The sequence below is a fragment of the Bhargavaea massiliensis genome, assembly GCF_050480245.1.
Taxonomy (GTDB): domain Bacteria; phylum Bacillota; class Bacilli; order Bacillales; family Anoxybacillaceae; genus Anoxybacillus.
Window position 1 is genome coordinate 1 of sequence record NZ_JBCNEQ010000083.1, and the last position, 21,936, is coordinate 21,936.

The 21,936-nt window shown below is 43.8% G+C and carries 21 protein-coding genes and 5 pseudogenes; 10 read left to right on the forward strand and 16 right to left on the reverse strand.

Annotated elements, in window-relative coordinates:
* The first annotated feature begins 165 nt into the window (after positions 1 to 165).
* Positions 166 to 1,515 carry a hypothetical protein gene (locus ABEV15_RS13565; RefSeq protein WP_498853509.1) on the forward strand — a complete coding sequence of 450 codons (1,350 nt, stop codon included), beginning with the start codon at positions 166 to 168 and terminating at the stop codon, positions 1,513 to 1,515.
* Between the two features lie 859 nt (positions 1,516 to 2,374).
* Here the strand turns inward: ABEV15_RS13565 and ABEV15_RS13570 are convergent.
* The 4 genes from ABEV15_RS13570 to ABEV15_RS13585 all read right to left on the reverse strand — a co-directional run bounded on the left by ABEV15_RS13570 (position 2,375) and on the right by ABEV15_RS13585 (position 5,362).
* The gene (locus ABEV15_RS13570) at positions 2,375 to 3,025 is read right to left on the reverse strand and encodes an amino acid ABC transporter permease (protein WP_004890759.1); all 651 of its coding nucleotides are present in this window, start codon (positions 3,023 to 3,025) and stop codon (positions 2,375 to 2,377) included.
* 19 nt (positions 3,026 to 3,044) lie between these two features.
* Positions 3,045 to 3,698: an amino acid ABC transporter permease gene (locus ABEV15_RS13575; protein WP_004890757.1), complete on the reverse strand. Its 654-nt coding sequence runs from the start codon at positions 3,696 to 3,698 to the stop codon at positions 3,045 to 3,047.
* A 62-nt stretch (positions 3,699 to 3,760) separates the two neighbouring features.
* Positions 3,761 to 4,612 (reverse strand): glutamate ABC transporter substrate-binding protein, encoded by an 852-nt coding sequence (locus ABEV15_RS13580; RefSeq protein WP_004890754.1) that lies wholly within the window; start codon positions 4,610 to 4,612, stop codon positions 3,761 to 3,763.
* A gap of 21 nt (positions 4,613 to 4,633) precedes the next feature.
* Complete coding sequence (locus tag ABEV15_RS13585; protein WP_064214056.1) at positions 4,634 to 5,362, reverse strand: amino acid ABC transporter ATP-binding protein; 729 nt, start codon at positions 5,360 to 5,362, stop codon at positions 4,634 to 4,636.
* Between the two features lie 273 nt (positions 5,363 to 5,635).
* Here ABEV15_RS13585 and ABEV15_RS13590 point away from each other — a divergent pair, with 273 nt between their 5' ends.
* On the forward strand, positions 5,636 to 6,001 hold the full coding sequence (locus ABEV15_RS13590) for a YkgJ family cysteine cluster protein (protein WP_498853526.1): 366 nt from the start codon (positions 5,636 to 5,638) through the stop codon (positions 5,999 to 6,001).
* A 28-nt stretch (positions 6,002 to 6,029) separates the two neighbouring features.
* Here the strand turns inward: ABEV15_RS13590 and ABEV15_RS13595 are convergent, their stop codons facing one another.
* From ABEV15_RS13595 to ABEV15_RS13620, 6 genes and pseudogenes are all read right to left on the reverse strand, one after another.
* Complete coding sequence (locus ABEV15_RS13595; protein ID WP_429635711.1) at positions 6,030 to 6,284, reverse strand: sigma-G-dependent sporulation-specific acid-soluble spore protein CsgA; 255 nt, start codon at positions 6,282 to 6,284, stop codon at positions 6,030 to 6,032.
* A gap of 54 nt (positions 6,285 to 6,338) precedes the next feature.
* Positions 6,339 to 7,374 (reverse strand): annotated as a pseudogene (locus ABEV15_RS13600) (iron-containing alcohol dehydrogenase family protein).
* On the reverse strand, positions 7,371 to 8,021 hold the full coding sequence (locus ABEV15_RS13605; protein WP_498853510.1) for an MtnX-like HAD-IB family phosphatase: 651 nt from the start codon (positions 8,019 to 8,021) through the stop codon (positions 7,371 to 7,373). Before ABEV15_RS13605 ends, ABEV15_RS13600 begins: the two are co-directional and overlap by 4 nt.
* A gap of 52 nt (positions 8,022 to 8,073) precedes the next feature.
* Complete coding sequence (locus ABEV15_RS13610) at positions 8,074 to 9,192, reverse strand: NAD(P)/FAD-dependent oxidoreductase (protein WP_498853511.1); 1,119 nt, start codon at positions 9,190 to 9,192, stop codon at positions 8,074 to 8,076.
* Between the two features lie 81 nt (positions 9,193 to 9,273).
* A complete protein-coding gene (locus ABEV15_RS13615) occupies positions 9,274 to 10,263 on the reverse strand; it encodes a sodium-dependent bicarbonate transport family permease (protein ID WP_429633976.1) in 990 nt (329 codons plus the stop codon).
* A 120-nt stretch (positions 10,264 to 10,383) separates the two neighbouring features.
* On the reverse strand, positions 10,384 to 10,743 hold the full coding sequence (locus tag ABEV15_RS13620) for a Na-translocating system protein MpsC family protein (protein ID WP_429635714.1): 360 nt from the start codon (positions 10,741 to 10,743) through the stop codon (positions 10,384 to 10,386).
* Positions 10,744 to 11,384: 641 nt separating this feature from the next.
* Here ABEV15_RS13620 and ABEV15_RS13625 point away from each other — a divergent pair.
* A pseudogene (locus ABEV15_RS13625) lies at positions 11,385 to 11,909 on the forward strand (nitric oxide synthase oxygenase); the annotation flags it as partial.
* Positions 11,908 to 12,204 (forward strand): annotated as a pseudogene (locus ABEV15_RS13630) (ATP-binding cassette domain-containing protein); the annotation flags it as partial. The pseudogenes ABEV15_RS13625 and ABEV15_RS13630, both read left to right, overlap by 2 nt.
* A gap of 152 nt (positions 12,205 to 12,356) precedes the next feature.
* Here ABEV15_RS13630 and ABEV15_RS13635 read toward each other — a convergent pair.
* The 4 genes from ABEV15_RS13635 to ABEV15_RS13650 all read right to left on the reverse strand — a co-directional run bounded on the left by ABEV15_RS13635 (position 12,357) and on the right by ABEV15_RS13650 (position 16,221).
* The gene (locus ABEV15_RS13635) at positions 12,357 to 12,563 is read right to left on the reverse strand and encodes a hypothetical protein (RefSeq protein WP_033014172.1); all 207 of its coding nucleotides are present in this window, start codon (positions 12,561 to 12,563) and stop codon (positions 12,357 to 12,359) included.
* 413 nt (positions 12,564 to 12,976) lie between these two features.
* Positions 12,977 to 13,804, reverse strand: coding sequence for a serine/threonine protein kinase (locus ABEV15_RS13640; RefSeq protein WP_498853512.1), 828 nt, complete (start codon positions 13,802 to 13,804; stop codon positions 12,977 to 12,979).
* Entirely contained in the window at positions 13,804 to 14,001 is a 198-nt protein-coding gene (locus ABEV15_RS13645) for a hypothetical protein (protein WP_011231182.1), read from the reverse strand. The genes ABEV15_RS13640 and ABEV15_RS13645 overlap by 1 nt, the downstream gene beginning before the upstream one ends.
* A 126-nt stretch (positions 14,002 to 14,127) precedes the next feature.
* The gene (locus tag ABEV15_RS13650; protein ID WP_498853513.1) at positions 14,128 to 16,221 is read right to left on the reverse strand and encodes a DNA topoisomerase III; all 2,094 of its coding nucleotides are present in this window, start codon (positions 16,219 to 16,221) and stop codon (positions 14,128 to 14,130) included.
* Between the two features lie 246 nt (positions 16,222 to 16,467).
* Between ABEV15_RS13650 and ABEV15_RS13655 the strand changes: the two are divergent.
* The 4 genes and pseudogenes from ABEV15_RS13655 to ABEV15_RS13670 all read left to right on the forward strand — a co-directional run.
* Positions 16,468 to 16,908 (forward strand): annotated as a pseudogene (locus tag ABEV15_RS13655) (sensor histidine kinase); the annotation flags it as partial.
* A 2-nt stretch (positions 16,909 to 16,910) separates the two neighbouring features.
* Entirely contained in the window at positions 16,911 to 17,615 is a 705-nt protein-coding gene (locus ABEV15_RS13660; RefSeq protein ID WP_498853514.1) for a response regulator transcription factor, read from the forward strand.
* A gap of 197 nt (positions 17,616 to 17,812) precedes the next feature.
* Positions 17,813 to 18,379: a YdhK family protein gene (locus ABEV15_RS13665; protein WP_498853515.1), complete on the forward strand. Its 567-nt coding sequence runs from the start codon at positions 17,813 to 17,815 to the stop codon at positions 18,377 to 18,379.
* A 155-nt stretch (positions 18,380 to 18,534) separates the two neighbouring features.
* Positions 18,535 to 18,699, forward strand: a pseudogene (locus ABEV15_RS13670) (helix-turn-helix domain-containing protein); the annotation flags it as partial.
* A gap of 106 nt (positions 18,700 to 18,805) precedes the next feature.
* On the opposite strand, the gene ykzB reads toward ABEV15_RS13670, so the two are convergent.
* Positions 18,806 to 18,943, reverse strand: a complete 138-nt coding sequence (ykzB, locus tag ABEV15_RS13675) for a protein YkzB (RefSeq protein WP_183248820.1) — start codon at positions 18,941 to 18,943, stop codon at positions 18,806 to 18,808.
* Positions 18,924 to 19,091 (reverse strand): hypothetical protein, encoded by a 168-nt coding sequence (locus ABEV15_RS13680; protein ID WP_498853516.1) that lies wholly within the window; start codon positions 19,089 to 19,091, stop codon positions 18,924 to 18,926. The genes ykzB and ABEV15_RS13680 overlap by 20 nt, the downstream gene beginning before the upstream one ends.
* Positions 19,092 to 19,279: 188 nt before the next feature.
* On the opposite strand from ABEV15_RS13680, the gene ABEV15_RS13685 reads away from it, so the two are divergent.
* Both ABEV15_RS13685 and ABEV15_RS13690 read left to right on the forward strand, forming a co-directional pair.
* Positions 19,280 to 19,567, forward strand: a complete 288-nt coding sequence (locus ABEV15_RS13685; protein ID WP_498853517.1) for a MerR family transcriptional regulator — start codon at positions 19,280 to 19,282, stop codon at positions 19,565 to 19,567.
* A 213-nt stretch (positions 19,568 to 19,780) separates the two neighbouring features.
* Positions 19,781 to 21,925 (forward strand): DNA topoisomerase III, encoded by a 2,145-nt coding sequence (locus tag ABEV15_RS13690; protein ID WP_498853518.1) that lies wholly within the window; start codon positions 19,781 to 19,783, stop codon positions 21,923 to 21,925.
* The last annotated feature ends 11 nt before the right edge of the window (positions 21,926 to 21,936 follow it).

The window sequence follows — 21,936 nt, forward strand, 5'->3', positions numbered from 1 at the left end:
GATGAAGAGTCGTCAACGTCGTTTTCCCTTATCGTATCAACGGTTTGCGACCATTGTAAAGATGTTTTGTCACGGATTTAGGTAAAAAATCAAAAGAACATATTAAAAAAAAAAACAATTTTGGATTATTATTATCCTAAGGATTATGATCTTGGAGGGATGACGATGCCTACCGTTTCTGTTAAGCAGTATTTTCAACAGAAACCAAATTCTTATGTTCCCACGATTGTAACCACAAAACCTTCTGGCTCTGTAACAGCATCAGTGTCATATACACCAGCAAAAGCAACGATTTCTAAAGATGTTGTATCGATTAGCGAGGCTGCTAAGAGAGCTTATGAACAGATGGTTTCTAAAAATCAAGTTTCTAACACGCTAACCAATCAAGTTGTTCAACCAATTCCCCCTTCGATACCTTCTTCAGTTAGCGTGTCTACTAACTTTAATCAACAGAAAGATATTGTGTACGGTACTAAAAAAGTATATCAAAGTGCAGTTTCCGACAATGCTTCTCACGCTTCAAAAAATATAATGGCGAATAAAACGCCTTCTGCTGTTATTCAAGGAGTAGGGAATAAAGATTCAGGAAATTTTGAAATAAAAGTAGCAGCTGGTACCTCAACAAAGACAACACATCATGTGCAAACAGTTACAGTTCAAGCCATAGCCAATAAAAAATCAGATGCTACAGATGTAAAAACATTAGTGAAGCGATTAGAGTATTTAGAAAAACTCACGGATTCGTACTTGAGGGAGCTACAAAAGAATCCAAGAACGAACGTTTCACGCAAGCCAGTTGAAATAAATGATTACAACCTAGAATTTATAAGATATAACTCTAAAGTGTATGCTGGATTTAAATGGGCTATCACCGCTGGGACAATAGATGAAAGGCATGTTCAGTACGTTGAATCCAAAAGCAAAAGCTTAAGTAAATTCTTTGAACCGAATGGTGAAGGGGCATTTTTAAAAGATCCTGTGACTGGGAACAAAATCGATTTCTTGCATATGGCTGCAACATTAGATGGAATATTATCAGTGTCTCCGATTCCTGATGACTTATCTGGATGGTCTGGGGATTTACAAACTGCAGTCATAGACCTTCAGCGGAATACAAACGATTCGAACGATTTGAAGATTCTTCAGAAAGAAGCTAAAAAGATTATAGGTGGGAATAGTTCGTTTTCTACCTCCGATTTGCTGGCAGATATAGACGCTGTGAATATTGCAAATATGATAAGAGAAAATTCTAAACTACATTTGTCCGACGCCATTGAAAAATATTATTCAAAATCTGGGGAAGTGAATAGACGGTTTAGTGAATTTATTGAATCGTTTGGAGGCAAAAAAGAGTTCAAAGAAGCTGTCAATAGTGTTAATTTAAAAACCGGACCTATTGTAATGGATAGTGGCAAGTTTGAGAAGTATGGAATTCCGACAGATAACCAAGTGAAAGTCATTCGTGAAGCTTTCATTAATCATGTGCTAAATCAAGCATCAAAAGAACAGAAATAGGGTACTTTTTCATTATTTAAATCTAAAGGAAGAGGAATGTCTTTATGAATCCTTTGAAACAAACAGGAAGCAAGACGATTATTTATAGTTCTCTATGTGTATCTGTCATCTTGTTCATTTATGCGATCAGCACGTTAATTATTGGGCCAAATATAATGAATACTTGGTTTGCTACTATATCTAGAGGTTTGGTTGCAATTATGTTTGGAGCAGTTTTTCTTAAGAAAACAAAAGGGGAAATGGATAAAAAAATTCGTTTTTTTAGAGTGTTTATTTGGACATGCACTTCTTTCATCATTTTATGCATCTTATTTGTCGTATTCCTGTATTTAGTTTTTTAACGTTTCGTCGGTATTAAACGGAATACCTAGTGATAATTAGGCAAATGCCATTCGCGAAGCTTTCATTAATTACATTGAGGAACTTCTAAAAAAGAGAAAAAATGAATTTTTGGAACTGAAAAGGTGAGATCATGTGGAGATTAGGAACGGATGAGGGTTTAAATAAAGCTATGATATATGTTACTTTGGCTTTGTCCTTAATTTTTTTAGCTATGCCATAGTCACCTTTATCGTCAATAATTATTCTGAACGAACAATGTTACTTGCGATATTCAAAGGAGGCATAGGCGCTTTTTTTGGTTATTTCTTTCTGAGGATAACAAAAAATAAATTAGGAAAACAATTACGAATTTTTCGAGTAGTAATTTGGATGTTTACTATTCTCACTACTCTGTACTTTTTGTTTGTTATATACCTGTATATTGTTTTTTGACATGTTATTTGTCTGAAAAAATACAAGTCTCATCGCTTCCAAAATTTTTTGTATATTTAAGGAAGTGATGAGACTTTTTATGTTTTTATATATGCTTATGTTCCAGTCTTCGCGAAACGAGCGAAAGGGAGTAGTTGACGACAAAATACATGACGGCAACTAATAAGAAAATCGGAATGACGTAATTGACGTTTTGCCCGTTAATAATTTGTGCATGATTCATTAATTCCGGAAGAGCAATGACGACAGCAAGCGATGTATCTTTCAAAAGCGAAATAAACTGCCCGACAATTGGTGGAACCATGCGGCGTAACGCCTGCGGCAAAATGATATGCCACAACGTTTGCGTGTAAGTGAGCCCTGATGAACGTGCCGCTTCGATTTGTCCTTTTTCAATTGAATTGAGTCCGCTGCGGACAATTTCCGACAGCATCGCCGATTCAAAAATGACAAGCGCTAAAATAGCTGCATAAAACTTATCCAGTTTGAATCCGACTTCCGGAAGGGCAAAATACGTAAAGAAAATAATTAATAAAAGCGGTAAGTTCCGAATCGTTTCCACCCCGACAGCAAGCAGGGGAGAGATGAAAGGAATGCGGCTGTAGCGCAACACACCGATGACGATGCCGATTAAAAAACTAAAGAAAATCGAGAGAAAGGCAACTTCTAGTGTAACAACAAATCCCTCTAATAAAAATTTCAAATGTGCAGGAGAATATGCACCAACAAAATCCATCTCTCACTTCACCTCGACTTTATCGACTTTTTGCTAGGCGGCGTTCTAACGCACCGACCCCTAAGCTTAATGGGATCGTTAAAAGTAAATAAAACAACGCAACGAAAATATATACATCGAACGTGACAAACGTTTCGGAAGAAATTAAGTCGCCGAAATACATTAAATCAAGTCCAGCGATGACTCCGAGAACCGATGAGTTTTTCACAAGGTTAATAAACTGGTTGCCCATTGGTGGTATGACAATTTTTACAGCTTGTGGCAAAATGATATACCACATCGCCTGCACATACGTCAGACCCGATGATCTAGCTGCTTCCATTTGCCCTTTCGGAACGGAAAGAATGCCAGCGCGAATGACTTCAGCAATAAATGCAGCCGTATAAACGGTTAGTCCTAACGTACCTGCGGTGAATGAATCAAAGCGAATGCCGATGGCAGGCAAACCGACAAAAAAGACAAAGACAATTAAAATGAGCGGGATGTTGCGAATAAATTCAACATAAGCAGCCCCAATCCAGTTTAATGGGCGAATGGGAGCGATACGAAAGATTGCCATGATTGTCCCAATGACCAAACTGCCGATTAATGCAAGTACACTAGCTTTTAACGTGTTGGCAAATCCTTGCATATACATATCGAAATGTTCTATAAGAATCGAATAGTCGAGCATCTTGTTGCCTCCTTTCCAATTAACAAGAGATGAGCGGATAGTTTCCGCTCATCGTCATGTCATTATTGTTTTGGCTTTTCGCCAATCCATTTTTCGTAAATTTTATCGTATTCGCCGTTTGCCTTAATTTCTTTTAAATATTCGTTAATCACTTCTAGTAATTCTTTATCGCCTTTGCGAACCGCAATTCCATATGGTTCTTCAGAGAACGTTTCATCAACGACGCGGAAGTTTGGATCTTGTTTTGCCATTCCGAACAATAACGCATTGTCTGTCGTGAGTGCATCGCCTTGTCCGGCTTTCAATGCGGTAAATGCTTCCGCGTAGTTTTCAAACTCTAACACCGTTGCTTTTGGTGCTTTTGCTCGAATGTTTTGTGCGGAAGTCGAGCCTTTTGCCGTTAATACTGTCACGCCTTCTTTATTCACATCAGCAATTCCGTTAATGTTGCTATCTTTTTTGACGAGTAGCGATTGGCCAGCCATGAAGTAGACGTCTGAGAAATCAACTTCTTTTTTTCGTTCTTCTGTAATTGTCATTGTTGCGATAATCGCATCGATTTCACCGTTGTTTAACATTGGAATACGCGTTTTTGACGTGACTTCTTTTAGCTCAATTTTGTTTTCATCGCCAAGAATTTTTTTCGCTAATCCTTTCGCGATGTCGATATCAAATCCTTCTACTTCACCAGTTTCCGGGTTTTTCAACCCGAAAAGGTTGAGGTCGTATTTGACGCCGACGACTAATTTGCCGCGTTCTTTAATTTTGTCTAACGTCGTTTCTGCTGCTTGTTCTTTTTTGTTATCGGTTTTGTTTTCTGTCGTTGTTTCACTATTGCAGCCGACTAACGCAGTAGCGCTAAGCATAGCGACAAGCCCAAACCCAATCATTTTTTTCCAAACAGTTTTGAACATGAAAAATTTCCCCCTTATTCATTAATGATTCAAAATCCGGCTGAGAAACAGGCGCGCCCGTTCTTCGCGCGGATTAGCAAAAAACTGTTCCGGCGGTGCTTCTTCTAAAATTCTCCCTTGGTCCATAAAGACGATGCGGTCAGCGACTTCCCGCGCAAACCCCATCTCGTGCGTGACGACGACCATCGTCATTCCTTCTTTTGCAAGTGTTTTCATGACATCGAGCACTTCACCAATTGTCTCAGGGTCAAGCGCAGAAGTCGGTTCGTCAAATAGCATAATTTTCGGTTTCATCGCTAGTCCCCTAGCGATGGCGACGCGCTGTTGTTGACCGCCAGACAATGCTGTCGGATAGGCGTTCGCCTTATCAGGAATGCCGACTTTTTCTAAATAGTACATCGCAGTTTCTTTTGCTTCTTTTTCAGGCACACCGAGCACTTTCATCGGTGCAAGCGTAATGTTTTGTAAGACAGTTTTGTGCGGATATAAGTTAAAATGTTGAAAAACCATGCCGATGTTGCGGCGCAGTTTATTAATATCGGTGTTTTTATCGTTCACTTTCACGCCATCAACGATGAGTTCACCGCTTGTGATCGTTTCAAGGCGATTAATACAACGGACTAACGTACTTTTTCCAGAACCAGACGGGCCAATAATGACGACAACTTCGCCTTGTTTGATAGTAAGATTAATATCTTTTAAGACGTGAAAGTCCCCATAATGCTTGTTCACTTGATGGAAGTAAATCAATATGTTCCCCCCCCTTTCTTTTTTTGAAAAATTTTGAATTGAATGTGAAGTTAAACTGTGATTAAGTGTAAAATCAAACTACGAAAAACGACAGAAACTAACAGAAACATTTAAAAAATTTTTATTTTTCTGTATTTATTTTGGAAATAAAATATTCGGACGTTTAATTTGAAAACATTTGTGATGTTTGTTAAATCGTTATAAAATTCAACTATCTGCAATTAAAAGATTGATAAACATATACAATAGTATGGTAAACATTATGCTGATAAAATAAAGCGAGTGAACATGTTAGATTTTACAGAAGATCAGCGTTTTAAAGAAATATACATGAAAGAACAATTGCCATGTATATTTTTAAATCGCCAAACAAATACATGTTTGATTTATGAAGTAAGGCCAATACCATGTCGTACGTATTTAAACTACTGTTCTCCGAATGTATGTGCTGAATCATATTTGCCTGATGAGCCATTTAGTTATGAATTTTTATATGAGTTTTATATAGAAGCGCTTCATGATTTTATTCAAGCGCTCGTTTATGAAGGAGAAGATGTTGGCATCGACTATCCAGACGATTTGTTTGCCATGGACTATTTGTTTCGTTTTTTTATTGATGAAACAAATAAAAAGGTCTAGCGCTTAAATGGGCGCAAGACCTTTTTATTTAAATGAGTTGCTCGTATATTTCATTTAAATGATGGACGCGAACATCGTCTTGTTCTTCTTTTGCATATTTCATTTCTTGGCGCAACATGCGATCTAAAAATGCTGCTTCTTTTTGTGATAAATCACGGACGAATTGTTCTTCATTTTTGTACGGTTTACTTATTAATTTTTTGTATAAATGAATGGCTACCGCGTGATGACGGTCAGCATAGTTTGCTAATATTTCGCGTAAATACGCTAACGTTTGATTCAACCGCACCACCTCCTTAAACAGTAGGGTAGGCGGTTTCGCAATGAAATATGTGTGCTATGTAAAAATCTCTTGTAAAATAGGGTCTTCATCAAGCAGTTGAACGGCTCGTTTTCGATATGTTTCGTCGTGAATGTACGTATAGCGGTTTGGTTTTATGGTCGGTGCCATGTGGATTGCTTGACGATATTCCTCTTTGTTCAACTGTAATGTTTTGACGTAATCGAAAAATCCAGTACGTGTAAACACTTTTGTGATACGTTCAGCTCGATGCTGTTGAACGTGAGCCATGATATACGTAGCGATCCCAACTTGAATGCCATGCATATGTGGCGACGGGCTGATTTTGTCAAGTGCATGAGAGATTAAATGCTCAGATCCACTAGTCGGGGAACTATTCCCGCTGATGACAGTTGAGATGCCGCTCATGGTTAAGGAGCTAATTAATTCTTTTTGAAAAATAGGATGCTTAATATTTCGCATTGGCGTCCGAATAAAGCTATTGACCGCTTTTTTACTAATCATCGCAGCAAAAGCGCTCACGCGACTAACTCCATGGCTTTGTTCGTATTCCCAGTCATACAACGCAGTAATATTCGACATTAAACCGCCGATGCCCGCTAAAATAAAGCGATCAGGAGCTTGCTGAATGATATTTAAGTCAGCTAAAATGCCGAACGGTACTTTGGCGGGAACGGTTGTTTTTTTTACCATGAACAAGAAACGAACAGTTTGTGCTTGCAAAACCGTCATTCGATGCGGATGTCGGAATGCTAATAAACGGTACTTGTCGTAAAAACGCCATATACTTGCCACAGTCGATGACCGCTCCTCCCATCGCAATCATCACATCACAATGGGGAAGTTCAAACGCTTTTTTCATAATGTCGACAATGTCAAGCTGTGGTGGTAAACAAACGGTATGCACAGGGACGGAGGAAATCGCCTGTTTCATGTCTTGTTCATACGTTCGATAAGTAAAGTCGTCAAATAGCATGACAGCTTTGGAAAAACGGTACGTTCACACTATATCGTCCATACGCCAAACGACACCTTCGCCAATTTCAAGAATAGATGGAATTGGAATGTTCATGTCAATACCCCTTTTTCTTGTAAATAACGTTCAACATCTGCAAATGTGTCCACAGGAACAAATGGAATTTGTTGTTCATGCAACAATGATTGTAAAGTGCCTTTGGCAAATGTGACATCAGCTACTTTTGCTGCATGGACATCTGGTTCGCTATCGCCGATAAAATAGACGGTTTTATACGTTTGCTTTAACGTACGAACGACGCTTGATTTATCAATACCGTATCGTTCGGAATAATGAATATGATTCGGGTCGATGCGCATATGAATATTTTTGTCATGATAATAGCCTTCGTTAGAAAAAATATCAACGCCGCGTATATCATATTTTTTAAAAATGTGTCGGATATAGTAATCGGTTCCGGCGCTTAATACATAAAAATCTCCACCACTTCGCTGGACGTGTTTAATGAAAGGTAAGACAGTTTCATCAATTGGAATGCGATGAATATCTTCAATGATTTGTTTTTCATCTTGATGAATGGATGTAAATACGGTGCTTAAAAAGTCGATATCTTTTATTTTTCCAGCACGCCATTGTTCGAATAATCGTTTCCCTTCAGGAAAATATTTTTCAATAACAATCCAGTAAAAGTCTTTATGCGAAATCGTCCCGTCAAAATCAGAAACAAACGCCCATTTGTTCATGAACGAACCTCTGTTTTTTTTTGTTAGTATATGCAATCGAACAGCGCATTCATCAAAGAAATTGAATGGCTTGAATGACATCGTAGTCGCTTTGTTGTAATGTGGTAGATTGCCCGAGAATCATTCTCGCAAGTTCGGCACCAACATATGGTCCTGCGGTTAATCCGGATGCGCCAAGACCGTTTGCCACGTAAAGACCTTCGATATGCGGTACGGCACCGAATATAGGTAAAAAGTTTGGTGCATGAGGCCGGAAGCCAACGCGTGTTTCCACATGGGTCCAATCCGCTAAGTGGGGAGCGACGGTTAATGCTTTATGTAACACTTCGTACAAACCACCAGCAGTTACGCGACAGTCGATACCGACACCGTCTTCATGTGTAGCCCCAACAACGATTTTTCCTTTTGGAAAGGCCAGTAAATATTGATTATTTGGTGGCATGACGACAGGCCAATGATCGGTATGTTGTTCGGGATGTTGTAGATGGACAATTTGTGCTCGCTGCGGTGTGATGAGAAAATCAATACCTAGTGGCAAAAGTAACGACTTTGCCCAAACCCCTGCGGCGACAATAACCCCATCTGCTTCAAAACGTTCATTCCCAACTGTTGCGCCAATGACCCGTCCATTTTTATGCAAAAGGGTCGCGCTTCCTTTTACATATGTTGTTCCTAGTTGAATGGCAGCATGAATAAGAGCACGTCTTAATGCACGCCCATCCACTCGGGCAGCACCGCTTACATATATCGCCTCGTACTCATCGCTTAATACGGGAAATCGTGTTTTTACTTCTTTTGGATACAAGCGGGTAATTTCTCCGATTTCAGGAGCTTCTTCGCGTCGTTTGTAAACACGTTCTTCCATACTTTTTAATTTATCAGAATCATGATGTAAACAAATTGCCCCGACACGTTTGTATCCTGTTTGATGACCGTACGCTTGCAATTGTTCAATGAGATAAGGGTAAAATGCTGCTCCTCCTTTTGCAAGGGCATACCATTTTTTGTTTCTGCGTTGCGATGTCCATGGACAAATTATTCCCGCCGCAGCATCAGTTGCTCGCCCTTGATCTTCACGGTCGATTAAAATGACGTTTGCTTTTTCTTTTGCTAAGTGAAAAGCAACAGAGGAGCCAACAATTCCACCGCCAATGACGATATAACGATTCATCGTTTACACCTTTCCTTTTCGTGATACTGTATCATTACGATAACATAGGACATGGAAAAAGCAAGGGTCTTCCCTTGCCTTTTAATAAAACCATTTTGCCATTTCATAATATAGCGGCATGCCGATTGTTAAGTTAAATGGGAAGGTGAGCCCGAGCGCCATACCAAGATAAATAGCAGGGTTCGCTTCTGGGACAGATGCACGCATCGCAGCTGGAGCTGCAATGTATGAGGCGCTAGCGGCAAGTACGCTAAGTAAAATCGTTCCTCCAAAAGATAGACCAGAATAATAGCCGATCACAACGCCTAAAAAGCCATATACAGGGGGGAGAAGAATGCCTAAGGCAAGCAATTTGAGCCCGTATTTGCGCACGGCCGCAAGTTGATTTCCGGCTGTTAACCCCATTCCGAGTAAAAAGAGAACAAGAATGCTCGGATATAAATCAATAAATAAAGGTTTTACAATGGTAAGGGCCCGATCTCCACCAATGAGTCCGACGAGAAGGCTGCCGAGCATTAAAAAGACGCTTTTTCCAAATAACCCTTCTTTAATGATTGGTCCATACACAGATGTAGCAGAGAAGCGATATACCATTTCTTGTTTATGTGAACGACTTTCTAACAATTTCAATATGACAAGCGATACAATAATCGCAGGACTTTCCAATAAGACGACAAATGCATTCATATAGCTTTCGTAAGGGATGTTTGCTTGTTCGACAAAAGCAAGTGCAGCACCAAATGTAACGATACTAACCGATCCGTATGTCGCTGCAATACCGGTAGCATTTTTCCGATCAATGCCAAGGCGACGACATACACCAAACGTAACGATTGGGATAATAATGCCGAGCGATAACGTTCCAACTAACGGACGAACGAGCTCATGAAAAGCATGTTCCGAAAGTTCAATGCCACCTTTCATACCGATGGCGATTAATAAATAAATGCTTAACGATTCATTTAATCCTGTTGGCAACTTTAAATCCGATTTGACGAGAGCAGCAATAATGCCAAGGATAAAAAATAAAATGGCAGGTGATGTTAAGTTGTTGATAATCATTTCTTGCATGACAATCCTCTCCTTACGTTTCTGTTTTTATATTCAACAAAAAAGCCGGAAACATTTTTCGATTCGATCGAAAAATATTTCCGGCTTATCTTTTACTGACCACAATGGGCCTTTAAAAGATCAACCTTGTATATCGATTGGCTCTTGTAACAAAAAGACGATCATCCGTTCCCCGGTTTTTGTACTAATATCCGTATGCATACTTGTTACTTGTTTACCTGTTAATGTATAAATCATTTGTTTTAACTGCTCGCTACCTGATTCAATTAAATCGGCACGAATGCGTTTAATAGACAACATTCCTTCTTTTGTTTCACACAATGCTTTTTCGGCAGGAGTTAAAATCCCGCGCAATTGAACGATGACCATATTTCGCAATATATCTGTTTTTACAGAAAGCGGACCGCGGCCTAAATATTCTTTTTCCCATTGGGTAAGTGCACGACTAATTTGGTCTTCTAGCTCCCCTTTTGTTTTCACAATGACCCCCCTTTTTTAGAAACGAAAATCGGCATGCTTCACGTACACATCATGTGAAACATACCGATGTATCTTTAGCCTAAACAGTTTCAACGTTTGCCTTTTCGCTTTCGCCATGTCACCACGTCAAAAGCGCTAAGGTAAAACAATGGAGCTGTTTGGCTATCAATCGCACGGTGCAACAATTTGTTTTTAATTGTATAAGGCTTCAAAAATTATGTCAAGGGAAAAGATTGATCTCATACATGTATATGCCATGTTAGAATAAAAAGAAAGGGTGAAATAGGGAATAGGGGAGAAGGCTTGGTATTATATTTTATTGTAAATCCTTCAGCGAAAAATGGAAAGTGTAAAAAAATATGGGGGAAAATAGAGCGTGAACTTCAACGTCGTCATATTCACTCTCAATTGCCCCGTAGGATAGACGTCTCCCAAGCATTGTTCACTGCTGCTTTTGCGCTATGGGAGAGCGCTCGATGGCGGGGAAAAGGGGAGAGAATCATGTCGATCCGTTGACTGCTTGGTTTTGCGCTCATTTTTTTGGCGATTTCGATGTTTATCGAGCAAATGTGGTGGGTCGGGGGAATTTGCCTCTTGATTGGAATTGGAATGACGGCGAAGTGGAGGAAAAAGAAGCATATATGGTAACGATCGAGAGCGATAAGCTCAGGCAGCACGATGAGCAGTTGATGACAAAAGCAGAACAGTTTATCATAGCAAGCTATCGGGAGCTTGGAAAAAGTGAGCAAGAAATAAAGCGGCGGGTGAATGAAATCCGTTGGGAAGTGGAACAAACCGGAACATACCGCCATACGTACGAAGAGTTAAGCTATGGGGCTAAGATGGCTTGGCGCCACAGCAACCGCTGCATCGGCCGCTTGTTTTGGCAATCGCTCCATGTCATCGATGCGCGGGAAGCGGTCACCGAGGATGAGGTGTTTTCGTATCTATTCCATCATATTGAGGTTGCAACCAATGGCGGGAAAATCCGACCGACGATCACGATCTTCCGTCCCAATGGGGAAGTGCGCATTTGGAATCATCAACTGATTCGTTATGCCGGTTATGAAATCGAAGAAGGGATTATCGGCGACTCATCCTCCCTCACGTTCACCCGCGCCTGTGAACAGCTTGGGTGGAAGGGGGAGAAAACGCCTTTTGACGTCGAAGCTGCTGATCTTGGACGAGCCGACCGTTGGCCTAGACTTATTGGCGCGTGAAGAAGTGCTTTCCTTGATCGAACAGGTCGTGTCCCGTCCGTGCCATGTATTATACGTTACCCACTATATTGAAGAGATTGTGGGATCGATCACCCATGTGCTGCTCTTGCAAGACGGGCGCATTGCCGCCGCTGGGCGAAAAGAGGATGTGCTGACCGATGAGCGGCTTTCAGCGGCGTTCCGCCTCCATATGCGCGTTCATTGGGAGAACGGGCGGCCGTGGGCGTCTGTGCGCCGCTGAGCCGGCCGATTCCTCCGCCGCTAGGAGGTTGGTGATTTAGTACAAAATAATGGTAGCTCCACCTGTTTCTCAATTTTCAACCCGCATAGCGCCATCAACGCATAGAGGATGTCCGCCAAACAGCGTGACATCCTCTTTTGTGGCCCGACGTTTCAAAACGCCCGGTCAACGGGCGGAAAATCGATATCGTCCGCTTGTTGGCGGCCGTCAGCGGGCGTGATTTCAATGACCGGCGGCCGTCCGTTTTCAAAGCCGCGGGCGATATCGCGAATCGGACTCATTTCATCGGGAACGCCGATTCCCGGGGTATAGCGCGGCAGGTTGGAAGCGGCGCTGCGTTCTTCCCAAGGTTCTCTCATGAACAAACACCTCCGTATTCTCAGTATGGCCGTTTGGAGAGGCGATACAAATGGAAAAAGCCTCCTTTCCCTTCCGCCGCAACAGGAGAAACTTCTTGATCAAGTCAATAAAAATGTTTCAAATATTAGAAATCATTGTATAATAAAAGCAATCACATACCAACCGGTTGGTATACAGTGTTTTGAAAACGGATTCATCCGGAAGAAAAGGAAAGGCGGGAGAACGTGAGGCTGAACGGAAAAGCTGCGATTGTCACCGACGGCGCGAGCGGCAGTGCCAAAAGAGCGTTGTGCCCTGTTTCTCCATCAGCGAGAAACGGGGCGTATTTTGTTTTCACTTCGCCTCAAATGAAACAGCCCCCTTTCCAAATGGGGAAAAGGGGTGGCTGGTCGGGGAACGGTGCGATCAAGCGTCAAAGCGCTCCTGCTTGATTCCGGATGGGTTCTGCGAGCAACTGATCCACGTCGTCGATCAACTCGTCAACATGGTCATACGGCGCATCCAGCTGCAGCATTTTCCGCAAGATCCGACGAGCGTTTGGCGATAAATCGAGCTCTTCTTCCCAGCTTTTTTCCTCGTCACTTGTCGGTTCATAGGCAGAATACAATAAAAACAAGGTGAAGTGTCCAAGGGCATAGAAATCGCTTCGTGGATGCGGTTCGCGCCGCAGCCGTTTCTCAAGCGGGTCGTCATCGCGGAAATCCACCGGTTCGCCGATGCGGCAGGCCAAGCCGAAATCGATGATCGCCGCCGTTCCATCGCGCCAAATGATGTTCGGGATGCGCAAATCGCGGTGGACGATGCCGAAAGCATGGACGTGCCGGACGACCTCAAGCACCTTCTTTAACAATCGAAACGCCTCTTGTTCCGTGTACTTGGCTTCCAGCTCGAAAATCTGGTCTTCCACCGTTTCTCCGTCGATATACTCCATCACGAGATGCGGCTGTCCGCGCTCCACAAACCGATCGTACAGCCTCGGAATTTGCGGGTGGCGCAGGTGGGCGAGCACGTCAGCTTCGCGCTGAAGCAAGCGGCGGCCGTCTTCGCCTTTTGTCCGCCGCGCTTGTTTGATGACGACAAGACGGCCTGTCAGGTGATCGCGCCCTTTGTAGGCGATGCCGTAGCTTCCCATCCCAAGCTCTTCGATGATTTCATAGCGACCCAAAAGCACCTTCCCGCCCCGATGCGACCGATCAACCCAGCGGGAAACGAACGGATGGCGTTCAAAAAACCGTTTCATCAGCTGCCGAAAAAGCTTGAGAAGAAGCTGCCGCTATGATGTTTCTTTTTGTAGTGATGATGCCCGTACTGGGACGGGTGGTGGTGCGAATGATACGTCGGGTTGTAATAATGGTGGTCGCTGCTGCTGTAATGTTTATGGTAGTGCGACGGATGATGGGGATGGCCGAAAAGGGATTTTAGCCATTTTTTCAACATCGTGATCGCTCCTTTGCGATAGATTTATCTATATATACATATACGAGGCAATGAGAGGGAGGTTTCAGATTCAAAGATGAAAAAGAAACCGCCAGGGGCATTAGCCCCTAGCGCGGTGTGGCAACCTCATTCCTTTTTTTCGTTCAACGCCTGCTTGAGCAGCTCCCCTAAACTCGTGCCAAACGATTCGTTGGCCGGGCTGTATTTTTTCAGCAGTGCCCGTTCGCTTCCTTTTGCGGCGATGCGTTTGGTCTCGTCCGCTTTTTCGACAATATTGCACGGGCGGCATTGGAAATAAAGTCCTGCTTTTCCTTCATGCATTTCCATACGCCGGTGACATTGCGGGCAACGGCGGTTCGACAGTTTCGGGTCGCGCCGACGGCGGTAGCGGCACGCTAAGTTCGAGCAGACAAGCATCCGTCCGTCTTTCGTTTTCCGCTCTTTTAAAAGCGCGCCGCATTCTGGACACGTCAGATTCGTGAGGTTTGGCGCTTTGTATACCTGCTCGCTTTGCTTAATTTCGGCAACGAGCTGCTGTGTTTGCCGGCGGATGTTGGCCAAAAATTGTTGTGGATTTCCTTTCCCGCGGGCGATCGCCTCCAGCTCCCGCTCCCAGCGGGCGGTCAATTCCGGCGATTTCAGCTCTTCATTGACGAGCTCAATCAGCTGTTTCCCTTTTTTTGTCGGATAAAACCGTCCGTCTTTTCGCTCGACCACTTCGGTTTCAACCAGCCGTTCGATGATGTCCGCTCTTGTCGCCGGCGTGCCGAGCCCATATTTCTCCATTTGCGCGAGCAAGTCAGCTTCCGAATAACGGGCAGGCGGTTCCGTGAACGATTGTTCCAGCTCAAGTTGCACTGATGGGGGCGTCTGGCCTTCCGCGAGATGCAACAACGTTGGTTGGGCCTTGTTGTCTTCTTTGCTGAGAACGGCTTGAAATCCGGCGTTGACAACCACCGTCTCCTTGGCGACAAACGTTTCGCCGCCGATGTCAAAGACGGCTGTCGTCGTTTCGGATTCATGCGGCGGGTAGAAAAGCGCCAAAAAACGGCGGGCGATGAGATCATACAGCTTGCGCTCATCAGTGGACAGCCTGCTAAGGTCGAGCCGCTCATCCGTTGGAACGATGGCGTGATGATCGGTTACTTTGTCATCGTTAAATACCCGCTTGGCTGCTTTGGCTTTGCCTTTGGCGAGAAGCGGAACGATGACGTCCTCATAACCGGATTTCATCGCCAACAACCGCTCGGTCATCGTCGCTTCCATATCGCTTGGCAAATAACGCGAATCGGTGCGCGGGTACGTGACAAGCTTGTGTTGTTCGTACAGTCGCTGCAACACCGAGAGCGTCTTTTTCGCCGAAAAGCCAAACCGCTTGTTTGCGTCCCGCTGCAGTTCGGTCAAGTCATACGGCAACGGGGCGGACTCGCTTTTTCGTTTCCGTTTGATCGATGTGACGCGCGCCGGCTGGCCTTTGAGATGAGTCATCAGCCGGTTGGCCTCGTCTTGGTCAAACAGACGATGTCCGCCATGCCGCTCCCATACGGCTGTGATGGACCCGATCTTGGCCCGAATTGTCCAATATGGCACGGGAACGAACGATTGGATCTCGCGTTCGCGCTCGATGATCATCGCAAGCGTCGGCGTCTGCACCCGCCCGGCTGAGAGCGGATCGTTGTATTTGGTCGTCAAGGCGCGCGAGACGTTTAACCCAATCAGCCAGTCGGCTTCCGCGCGGCAGACGGCTGATTGATACAGGCGTTCAAACTGCACCCCGGGCTTGAGTTGGCGGAAGCCGTCGCGGATGGCGCGGTCGGTTTGCGACGAAATCCATAGCCGCCAAATCGGCTTCGTCCAACCGATCATCTCTAAAATCCAGCGCGCCACCAGTTCCCCCTCGCGGCCCGCGTCGGTCGCGATGATGACATCTTTCACATCCGGTCGTTTCGCCAACCGTTCAATGGCGCGAAACTGGTGGCTTGTTTGCCGAATGACTTTCAAGCCCATTTTCTTTGGGATGATCGGCAAGTCCTCCAGCCGCCATGTTTCGTATTTTCGGTCGTAGTCTTCCGGCATCTTCAGCTCCACTAAATGGCCGAGTGCCCAGGTGACAATGTGCTGCTTTCCTTCAAAATAATGTTTATGTGCTTGCTTGCAACCGAGCACGCGGGCGATGTCGCGGGCGACGCTCGGCTTTTCCGCTAACACGAGCGATTTCATCGATAAACCCCTTTCTGTCGTCTCTACATGAGCATAGTCTGCTTCTTAAGTATAAAGGAAGAAGGAAAAAGACGCATCCGTCAAGGTTTGTCTCCTTGGCGGGACAAGGCGCCTTGGCGTGGCGCAAAGCTGCATCTCCACACTTTCTGCACATTTGCCAAATAAAATAGTAAAATTGAAATGACACTCGGACTTGATGGATGAGGAGAGGAATCCGTGCGAAAACTGTCATGGAAACTCGGAATGCTTTGTTCGTTTTTGACAAAATTGTGTGAAAAACTGCGCCCCGCGTTTCAGGAAAAATCGTTGTCGCTTGTGTACCAGTGCCCCGGTTCGGTCATGGCTGCGATTGATCGGCAACGGTTCGAGCAAGTGATGATCAATGTGCTTGACAATGCACGAAAGTACGCGTTTTCTGGCACGACGGTGGCCGTCGCCGTTCACCTTCAAAAGCAAGGAATCGTCATTGCCGTATCCGATGAAGGAACCGGCATTCCGCTGGAAGATGTGCCCCGGATTTTCGAGCGGTTTTATCGGGTTGACAAATCGCGGTCGCGGACAAGCGGCGGGACCGGACTCGGTTTGGCGATTGCCAAAGAAATCGTCGAGGCGCACGGGGGAACGATCGCTGCTCGAAGCGAACAAGGAAAAGGAACGACCATCCTCATTACGCTGCCGGAGGGATAATGATGTATACCTTGCTGTTGGTTGATGATGAAGAGCGGATGCTCGATTTATTGGAATTGTATTTAGCGCCGAACGGCTACCGTTGCGTGAAACGGCGTTCAGGGGCGGAAGCCATTGACTATTTGCGGCGCCATCACGCCGATTTGGTGCTACTTGATGTCATGATGCCAGAACTCGACGGATGGGAAACGTGCCGCCGCATTCGATCGTTTTCGAATGTGCCGATCATGATGGTCACCGCTCGCGATGAGACGGCGGATATTGTCCAAGGATTGAAAATCGGAGCGGACGATTATGTGACGAAACCGTTTGACGAGGCGGAACTGCTTGCTCGCATTGAAGCGGTGCTGCGCCGTACAGCTGGCGGTCGTTCCGCCATTCGCGCGGCCGGGCTTGTATGGGACGAAGAGGAACATACGATCCGCTACGAAGATAAGCCGATTGCGTTGACGCCGAAAGAATTTGCCATTTTGGGGCTGCTGTTAAAGCACCCGAATCAGGTGTTCAGCCGCGGGCAAATCATCGCATCGCTATGGGGCTATCTCGCTGATACGGAAGAGAGGACCGTTGACTCCCACATGAAAAACATCCGCGAAAAATTGCGGAAAGCGGGGTTCCCAGTGGACGACTATTTGCAGACGGTCTGGGGCGTCGGCTACAAATGGGAAGGGCGCAAGTCCTCGAGGCCGCCTGGGCAGGCAAACTGATGCTCGCTGTTGCATCGATCGTTCTTTTGTGGTTCGTCTGGCGAAAGATAGGGCAAAAAGCAGCAGGGTGAAACGGCCCCCGCCCAAAAGGACAGTCAGCCTAGGCGCCATACGGCCTTTAGCGGCAAATCCAAGGCCATCTCCACAAAATCTGCACAAATGTCCGGTATGCTAACAAGGCAAGGAGGGTGAAAACGATGAAAAACTGGAAAATGTTATTGGGAACAACTTCAGTTATGGCAGCGCTCTTGTTATCGGCCTGCACCGGTGCCAACGACAACAAAGCGCCAAAGGAACACACAGCTTCTCACACCGGGCATGAAGGAATGAATCACTCGGGCTCCAAAGAGGTGCCGGCCGGATTGAAGGAGGCGAAACAACCAAAGTATCCGGTTGGAAGCCAAGTCATCATCCATGCCGACCATATGCCGGGAATGGATGGAGCCAAGGCGACTGTCACCGGTGCCTTTGACACGATCGTCTATACGGTCACATACACCCCAACTACAGGCGGGGACCCAGTGAAAAACCATAAATGGGTCATTCACGAAGAAATCGAAAACGCCGGAGACAAACCGTTCCAGCCGGGCGATGAAGTCGTCTTGAATGCCGATCACATGGAAGGGATGAAAAGGGCCAAAGCAGTCATTGATTCGGCGAAACAAACGACGGTGTATATGATCGATTACACCGATACGGAAACTGGTCAAAAAGTGACCAACCACAAATGGGTGACCGAAGACGAGCTGTCGCCGGCCAACTAACGAATCATCATCGGTGTTTCCGCAAAAGCACAGGAGGGTAAGCAACCATAACGGCGCAGACGGAACCCAATAGTTCAGAAAGCTGCCGGCAGCCAGCAGTTCGACAACAGTGACCAACGTCCAAAAATATATTTAGTGAAAGAGAGGTGAGACAAATGGACATGACGTTAACAGCCAAAATCAAAATTTACCCAACAGCGGAACAAGCAGAAGTATTGAAAGCCACCCTTTCCGCTTATCGACAAGCGTGCAACGCTGTATCTGTTGTGATTTTTGACACAAAAGTGCTTGCACAAGCAATTGATGAAACGATGTACAGGCAGAGGCTTGTCCCTGTAATCACAAAGCCAAGTGTCACCGTTGTGAATGAGCCAGAACAGCCATACGTATATGAGTATTAAAGGCTCTTGCTAGTGACAAGAGCCTTTAATACTTGTTTTGTATAAATCTCAATATCTCATGGGCCCGATCGCCGAGGAGTTCTAGAAGTTGTTCAAACATTGCATCTCGCTGTAAATCGAGTTCGATAATTTGTTTAGCCAGATCAATTGCTTTCTTTTCCATACGCTCCCTCCTCATATTGTTCATATTTGCGGCGAAGTTCAGCTACTGTCCAATGATGAAATTGAGATGCATTAATTTCTCCCGCTTTTATAAGTTTGCCAATGTAAAACTGTTTTTGCTCCATGGCTGTTTGCAGTAGTTTTCCCATCTTTCTCTTCCCTCCATCTCTCTTTTACTGATCATTATATACATTTTTTTTATTTTGAACATTCTTTTTGTTACTTTTTCTAACACATAAAGATGAAATGTTAACTTTTATAATAAAAAACATGTAAAATTCCTTTAAATAGTGTATGATTGTGTTATAAAAAATAACATATATAAGAGGGGATGAGGATGGATTCGTATAAGCATAAAAAAGTCATTTCCATTGGTATTGTGAGCGAGTTAACAGGTTTGTCACCCAGGCAAATTCGTTATTATGAAGAGCGTCAACTGATTTTTCCAGATCGATCGAAAGGGACGAGAAAGTATTCTTTCGCTGATGTCGAATGGCTCGTTGAGATTGCAAATAAGCGTGAAGAAGGGGTCCAAACAAAAGAAATTCGCTATGAAATGATGAAAGAAATTCGAGAAAACATGCGAAGGGGACAAATGAATGCTCATTTTCGTTCTCTTATGTAATTTGTGTTATAATAATTATACAAAGAAAAGCTATAAGTGCGTTTATTGAGTTTAGATGTATATGGCTTGTTATTAAGATCATGTGTTATGTGGTGCGTCCAATATCAAAGTTATTACTGATGCCTGGGCGCAATGAAAAAAGTATGCGACAGAAGCTGCCAAATGACCTGCTCAATTAGCGAGCAGGTTTCTTTTCGTCAAGGGGTGGGGAAAATGAAAGTGATTATTGCTGAAAAACATGACCAAGGGATGACACTTGCATCTATTTTTCAAACGAAAAAAAGAGATGGGTATATTGAAATTTTACCAAATGAGTTGTTTCCGAAAGGAGCTTATATGACGTGGGCGGTTGGTCATTTATTTGAATTAGCCTCTCCGGAAAAGTATGAAGCAAGTTGGAAGCGATGGACTATTGATACGTTGCCAATCATTCCAACACGTTTTCAATATGAAGTAGATCGCAAAAAAGCAAAGCAATTTACAGTCATTAAACAATTGCTTCATAAGCAAGAAGTGACAGAAATTATTCATGCGGGTGACGCAGGGCGAGAAGGGGAATTGATCGTTCGTAACATCATTTATATGAGCGGTGTAAAAAAGCCGATTAAGCGGCTTTGGATTTCATCGTTAACACCGAAGGCGATTGAACAAGGATTTCGTCAGTTGTTAGACGAAAAACAAACGCGTCCTTTGTACGAGGAAGCGTATGCGCGTGCGTGTGCGGATTGGCTCGTTGGGATGAATGCATCAAGAGTTTATACGATTTTATTGAAGCAAAAAGGAATGAATGACGTGTTTTCTGTCGGACGTGTTCAAACACCAACGCTTGCTCTTATTGTGAGGAGAGAAAAAGAAATTGAACAGTTTCGCCCGGAGTCGTTTTGGGAAGTTGTTGCTACATTTGATGTGAACGGAAAGCGATATGAAGGAAAGTGGTGGCACGAAAACGAGACGCGTACATATGACGAGCAACTTGCTAAAAAAGTGTGCACATTTTGTAAACAAAAACAAGTAGAAGTAGTGGAAGTCACATGTGAACGAAAAACATTTTTACCGCCGCTTTTGTTTAATTTATCGACATTGCAAGCAACAGCGAACAAACGATTTAAATATTCACCACAAAAAACGTTGGATATATTACAAAAACTATACCAAAAAGGGTATGTATCATATCCTCGCTCCGATTCACAATATGTAACAAAAGGAGAAGCAGAAACATTTCGACATATCTTAAAACAACTTTCACAAAAGGAAGAGTATGCTCCTTATTTTCCGCTTGTTCATGAATCAATTTTACATAATAAACGTTATGTAAACGAAAAGAAGGTAACAGATCATTATGCCATTATTCCAACTGAACAAGTGCCGAATTTGACAAAGTTAAGTCAGGATGAGCGAAATATTTACGACCTTGTCGTTCGGAGATTAATTGCTGCTCATAGTGAAGAAGCTATATTTGATTATACAACGATTGTAACCGTTGTCGATGGACGTGCTCGCTTTATTTCAAAAGGAAAGAAACAAATACAAGCAGGATGGCGGGACGTCCTTATGTCACAAGATGATGATGTACAACTTTTACCGAATGTACAAAGTGGAGAAAAAGGAACGGTATATGATGTATTTGTGAAAGAAGGAAAAACACAGCCGCCAAAACGATATACCGAAGGGGAATTAATTACATTAATGAAAACGGCGGGAAAATTTTTAGATGACGAGCAATTAGAAAAAGTATTAGCAAAAACGGAGGGGCTTGGAACTGAGGCAACTCGCGCTTCGATTATTACAACGTTAAAACAACGACACTATATTGAAATAAAAAACAATCAAGTATATGTAACAGATAAAGGAAAAGTATTAATTGAGGCAATTGGGCCACACATTTTGGCATCACCGGAAATGACCGCAAAGTGGGAGCAACGGTTAAGTGAAATTGGCGAAGAAAAAGCATCGGCCACAGCGTTTATGGAGCAAGTGAAAAAATTAGCAACGAAAATTGTAACCGATGCGGTGCACATGGCTCATCGCTGGTCGTTTGAAGGACTCGATATCGCTTCGATTCAGCGGAAGAAAAAAGCGACAAGAGGAACAATTGTTGGGGCGTGTAAGCTTTGTGGGGGCTCCGTTGTGGATAAAGGCTCGTTTTACGGATGCATCAACTATGCGAAAACAAAGTGTCCATTTACCATTTCAAAAAAGATTTTAGGGAAATCTATTTCACAAACAAACGTCAAAAAATTATTAGCAGAAGGAAAAACGAACGTTATCAAAGGATTTAAAAAGGGAGAAAGCACATTTGATGCTGCGCTCATATGGGATGAAAAAGAGAAACGAATGTTGTTTTTATTTGAAAAATAGGAGAATGTTCT

What these genes read in the sequence shown, in the direction of transcription:
- ABEV15_RS13610 (WP_498853511.1), bottom strand. Translation starts at nt 9,192, where the DNA reads ATGAATCGTTATATCGTCATTGGCGGTGGAATTGTTGGCTCCTCTGTT.
- ABEV15_RS13605 (WP_498853510.1), bottom strand. Translation starts at nt 8,021, where the DNA reads ATGAACAAATGGGCGTTTGTTTCTGATTTTGACGGGACGATTTCGCAT.
- ABEV15_RS13615 (WP_429633976.1), bottom strand. Translation starts at nt 10,263, where the DNA reads ATGCAAGAAATGATTATCAACAACTTAACATCACCTGCCATTTTATTT.
- ABEV15_RS13665 (WP_498853515.1), top strand. Translation starts at nt 17,813, where the DNA reads ATGAAAAACTGGAAAATGTTATTGGGAACAACTTCAGTTATGGCAGCG.
- ABEV15_RS13575 (WP_004890757.1), bottom strand. Translation starts at nt 3,698, where the DNA reads ATGCTCGACTATTCGATTCTTATAGAACATTTCGATATGTATATGCAA.
- ABEV15_RS13565 (WP_498853509.1), top strand. Translation starts at nt 166, where the DNA reads ATGCCTACCGTTTCTGTTAAGCAGTATTTTCAACAGAAACCAAATTCT.
- ABEV15_RS13685 (WP_498853517.1), top strand. Translation starts at nt 19,280, where the DNA reads ATGGATTCGTATAAGCATAAAAAAGTCATTTCCATTGGTATTGTGAGC.
- ABEV15_RS13635 (WP_033014172.1), bottom strand. Translation starts at nt 12,563, where the DNA reads ATGAGAGAACCTTGGGAAGAACGCAGCGCCGCTTCCAACCTGCCGCGC.
- ABEV15_RS13640 (WP_498853512.1), bottom strand. Translation starts at nt 13,804, where the DNA reads ATGAAACGGTTTTTTGAACGCCATCCGTTCGTTTCCCGCTGGGTTGAT.
- ABEV15_RS13650 (WP_498853513.1), bottom strand. Translation starts at nt 16,221, where the DNA reads ATGAAATCGCTCGTGTTAGCGGAAAAGCCGAGCGTCGCCCGCGACATC.
- ABEV15_RS13660 (WP_498853514.1), top strand. Translation starts at nt 16,911, where the DNA reads ATGTATACCTTGCTGTTGGTTGATGATGAAGAGCGGATGCTCGATTTA.
- ABEV15_RS13645 (WP_011231182.1), bottom strand. Translation starts at nt 14,001, where the DNA reads ATGTTGAAAAAATGGCTAAAATCCCTTTTCGGCCATCCCCATCATCCG.
- ABEV15_RS13690 (WP_498853518.1), top strand. Translation starts at nt 19,781, where the DNA reads ATGAAAGTGATTATTGCTGAAAAACATGACCAAGGGATGACACTTGCA.
- ykzB (WP_183248820.1), bottom strand. Translation starts at nt 18,943, where the DNA reads ATGGAAAAGAAAGCAATTGATCTGGCTAAACAAATTATCGAACTCGAT.
- ABEV15_RS13580 (WP_004890754.1), bottom strand. Translation starts at nt 4,612, where the DNA reads ATGTTCAAAACTGTTTGGAAAAAAATGATTGGGTTTGGGCTTGTCGCT.
- ABEV15_RS13570 (WP_004890759.1), bottom strand. Translation starts at nt 3,025, where the DNA reads ATGGATTTTGTTGGTGCATATTCTCCTGCACATTTGAAATTTTTATTA.
- ABEV15_RS13680 (WP_498853516.1), bottom strand. Translation starts at nt 19,091, where the DNA reads ATGGGAAAACTACTGCAAACAGCCATGGAGCAAAAACAGTTTTACATT.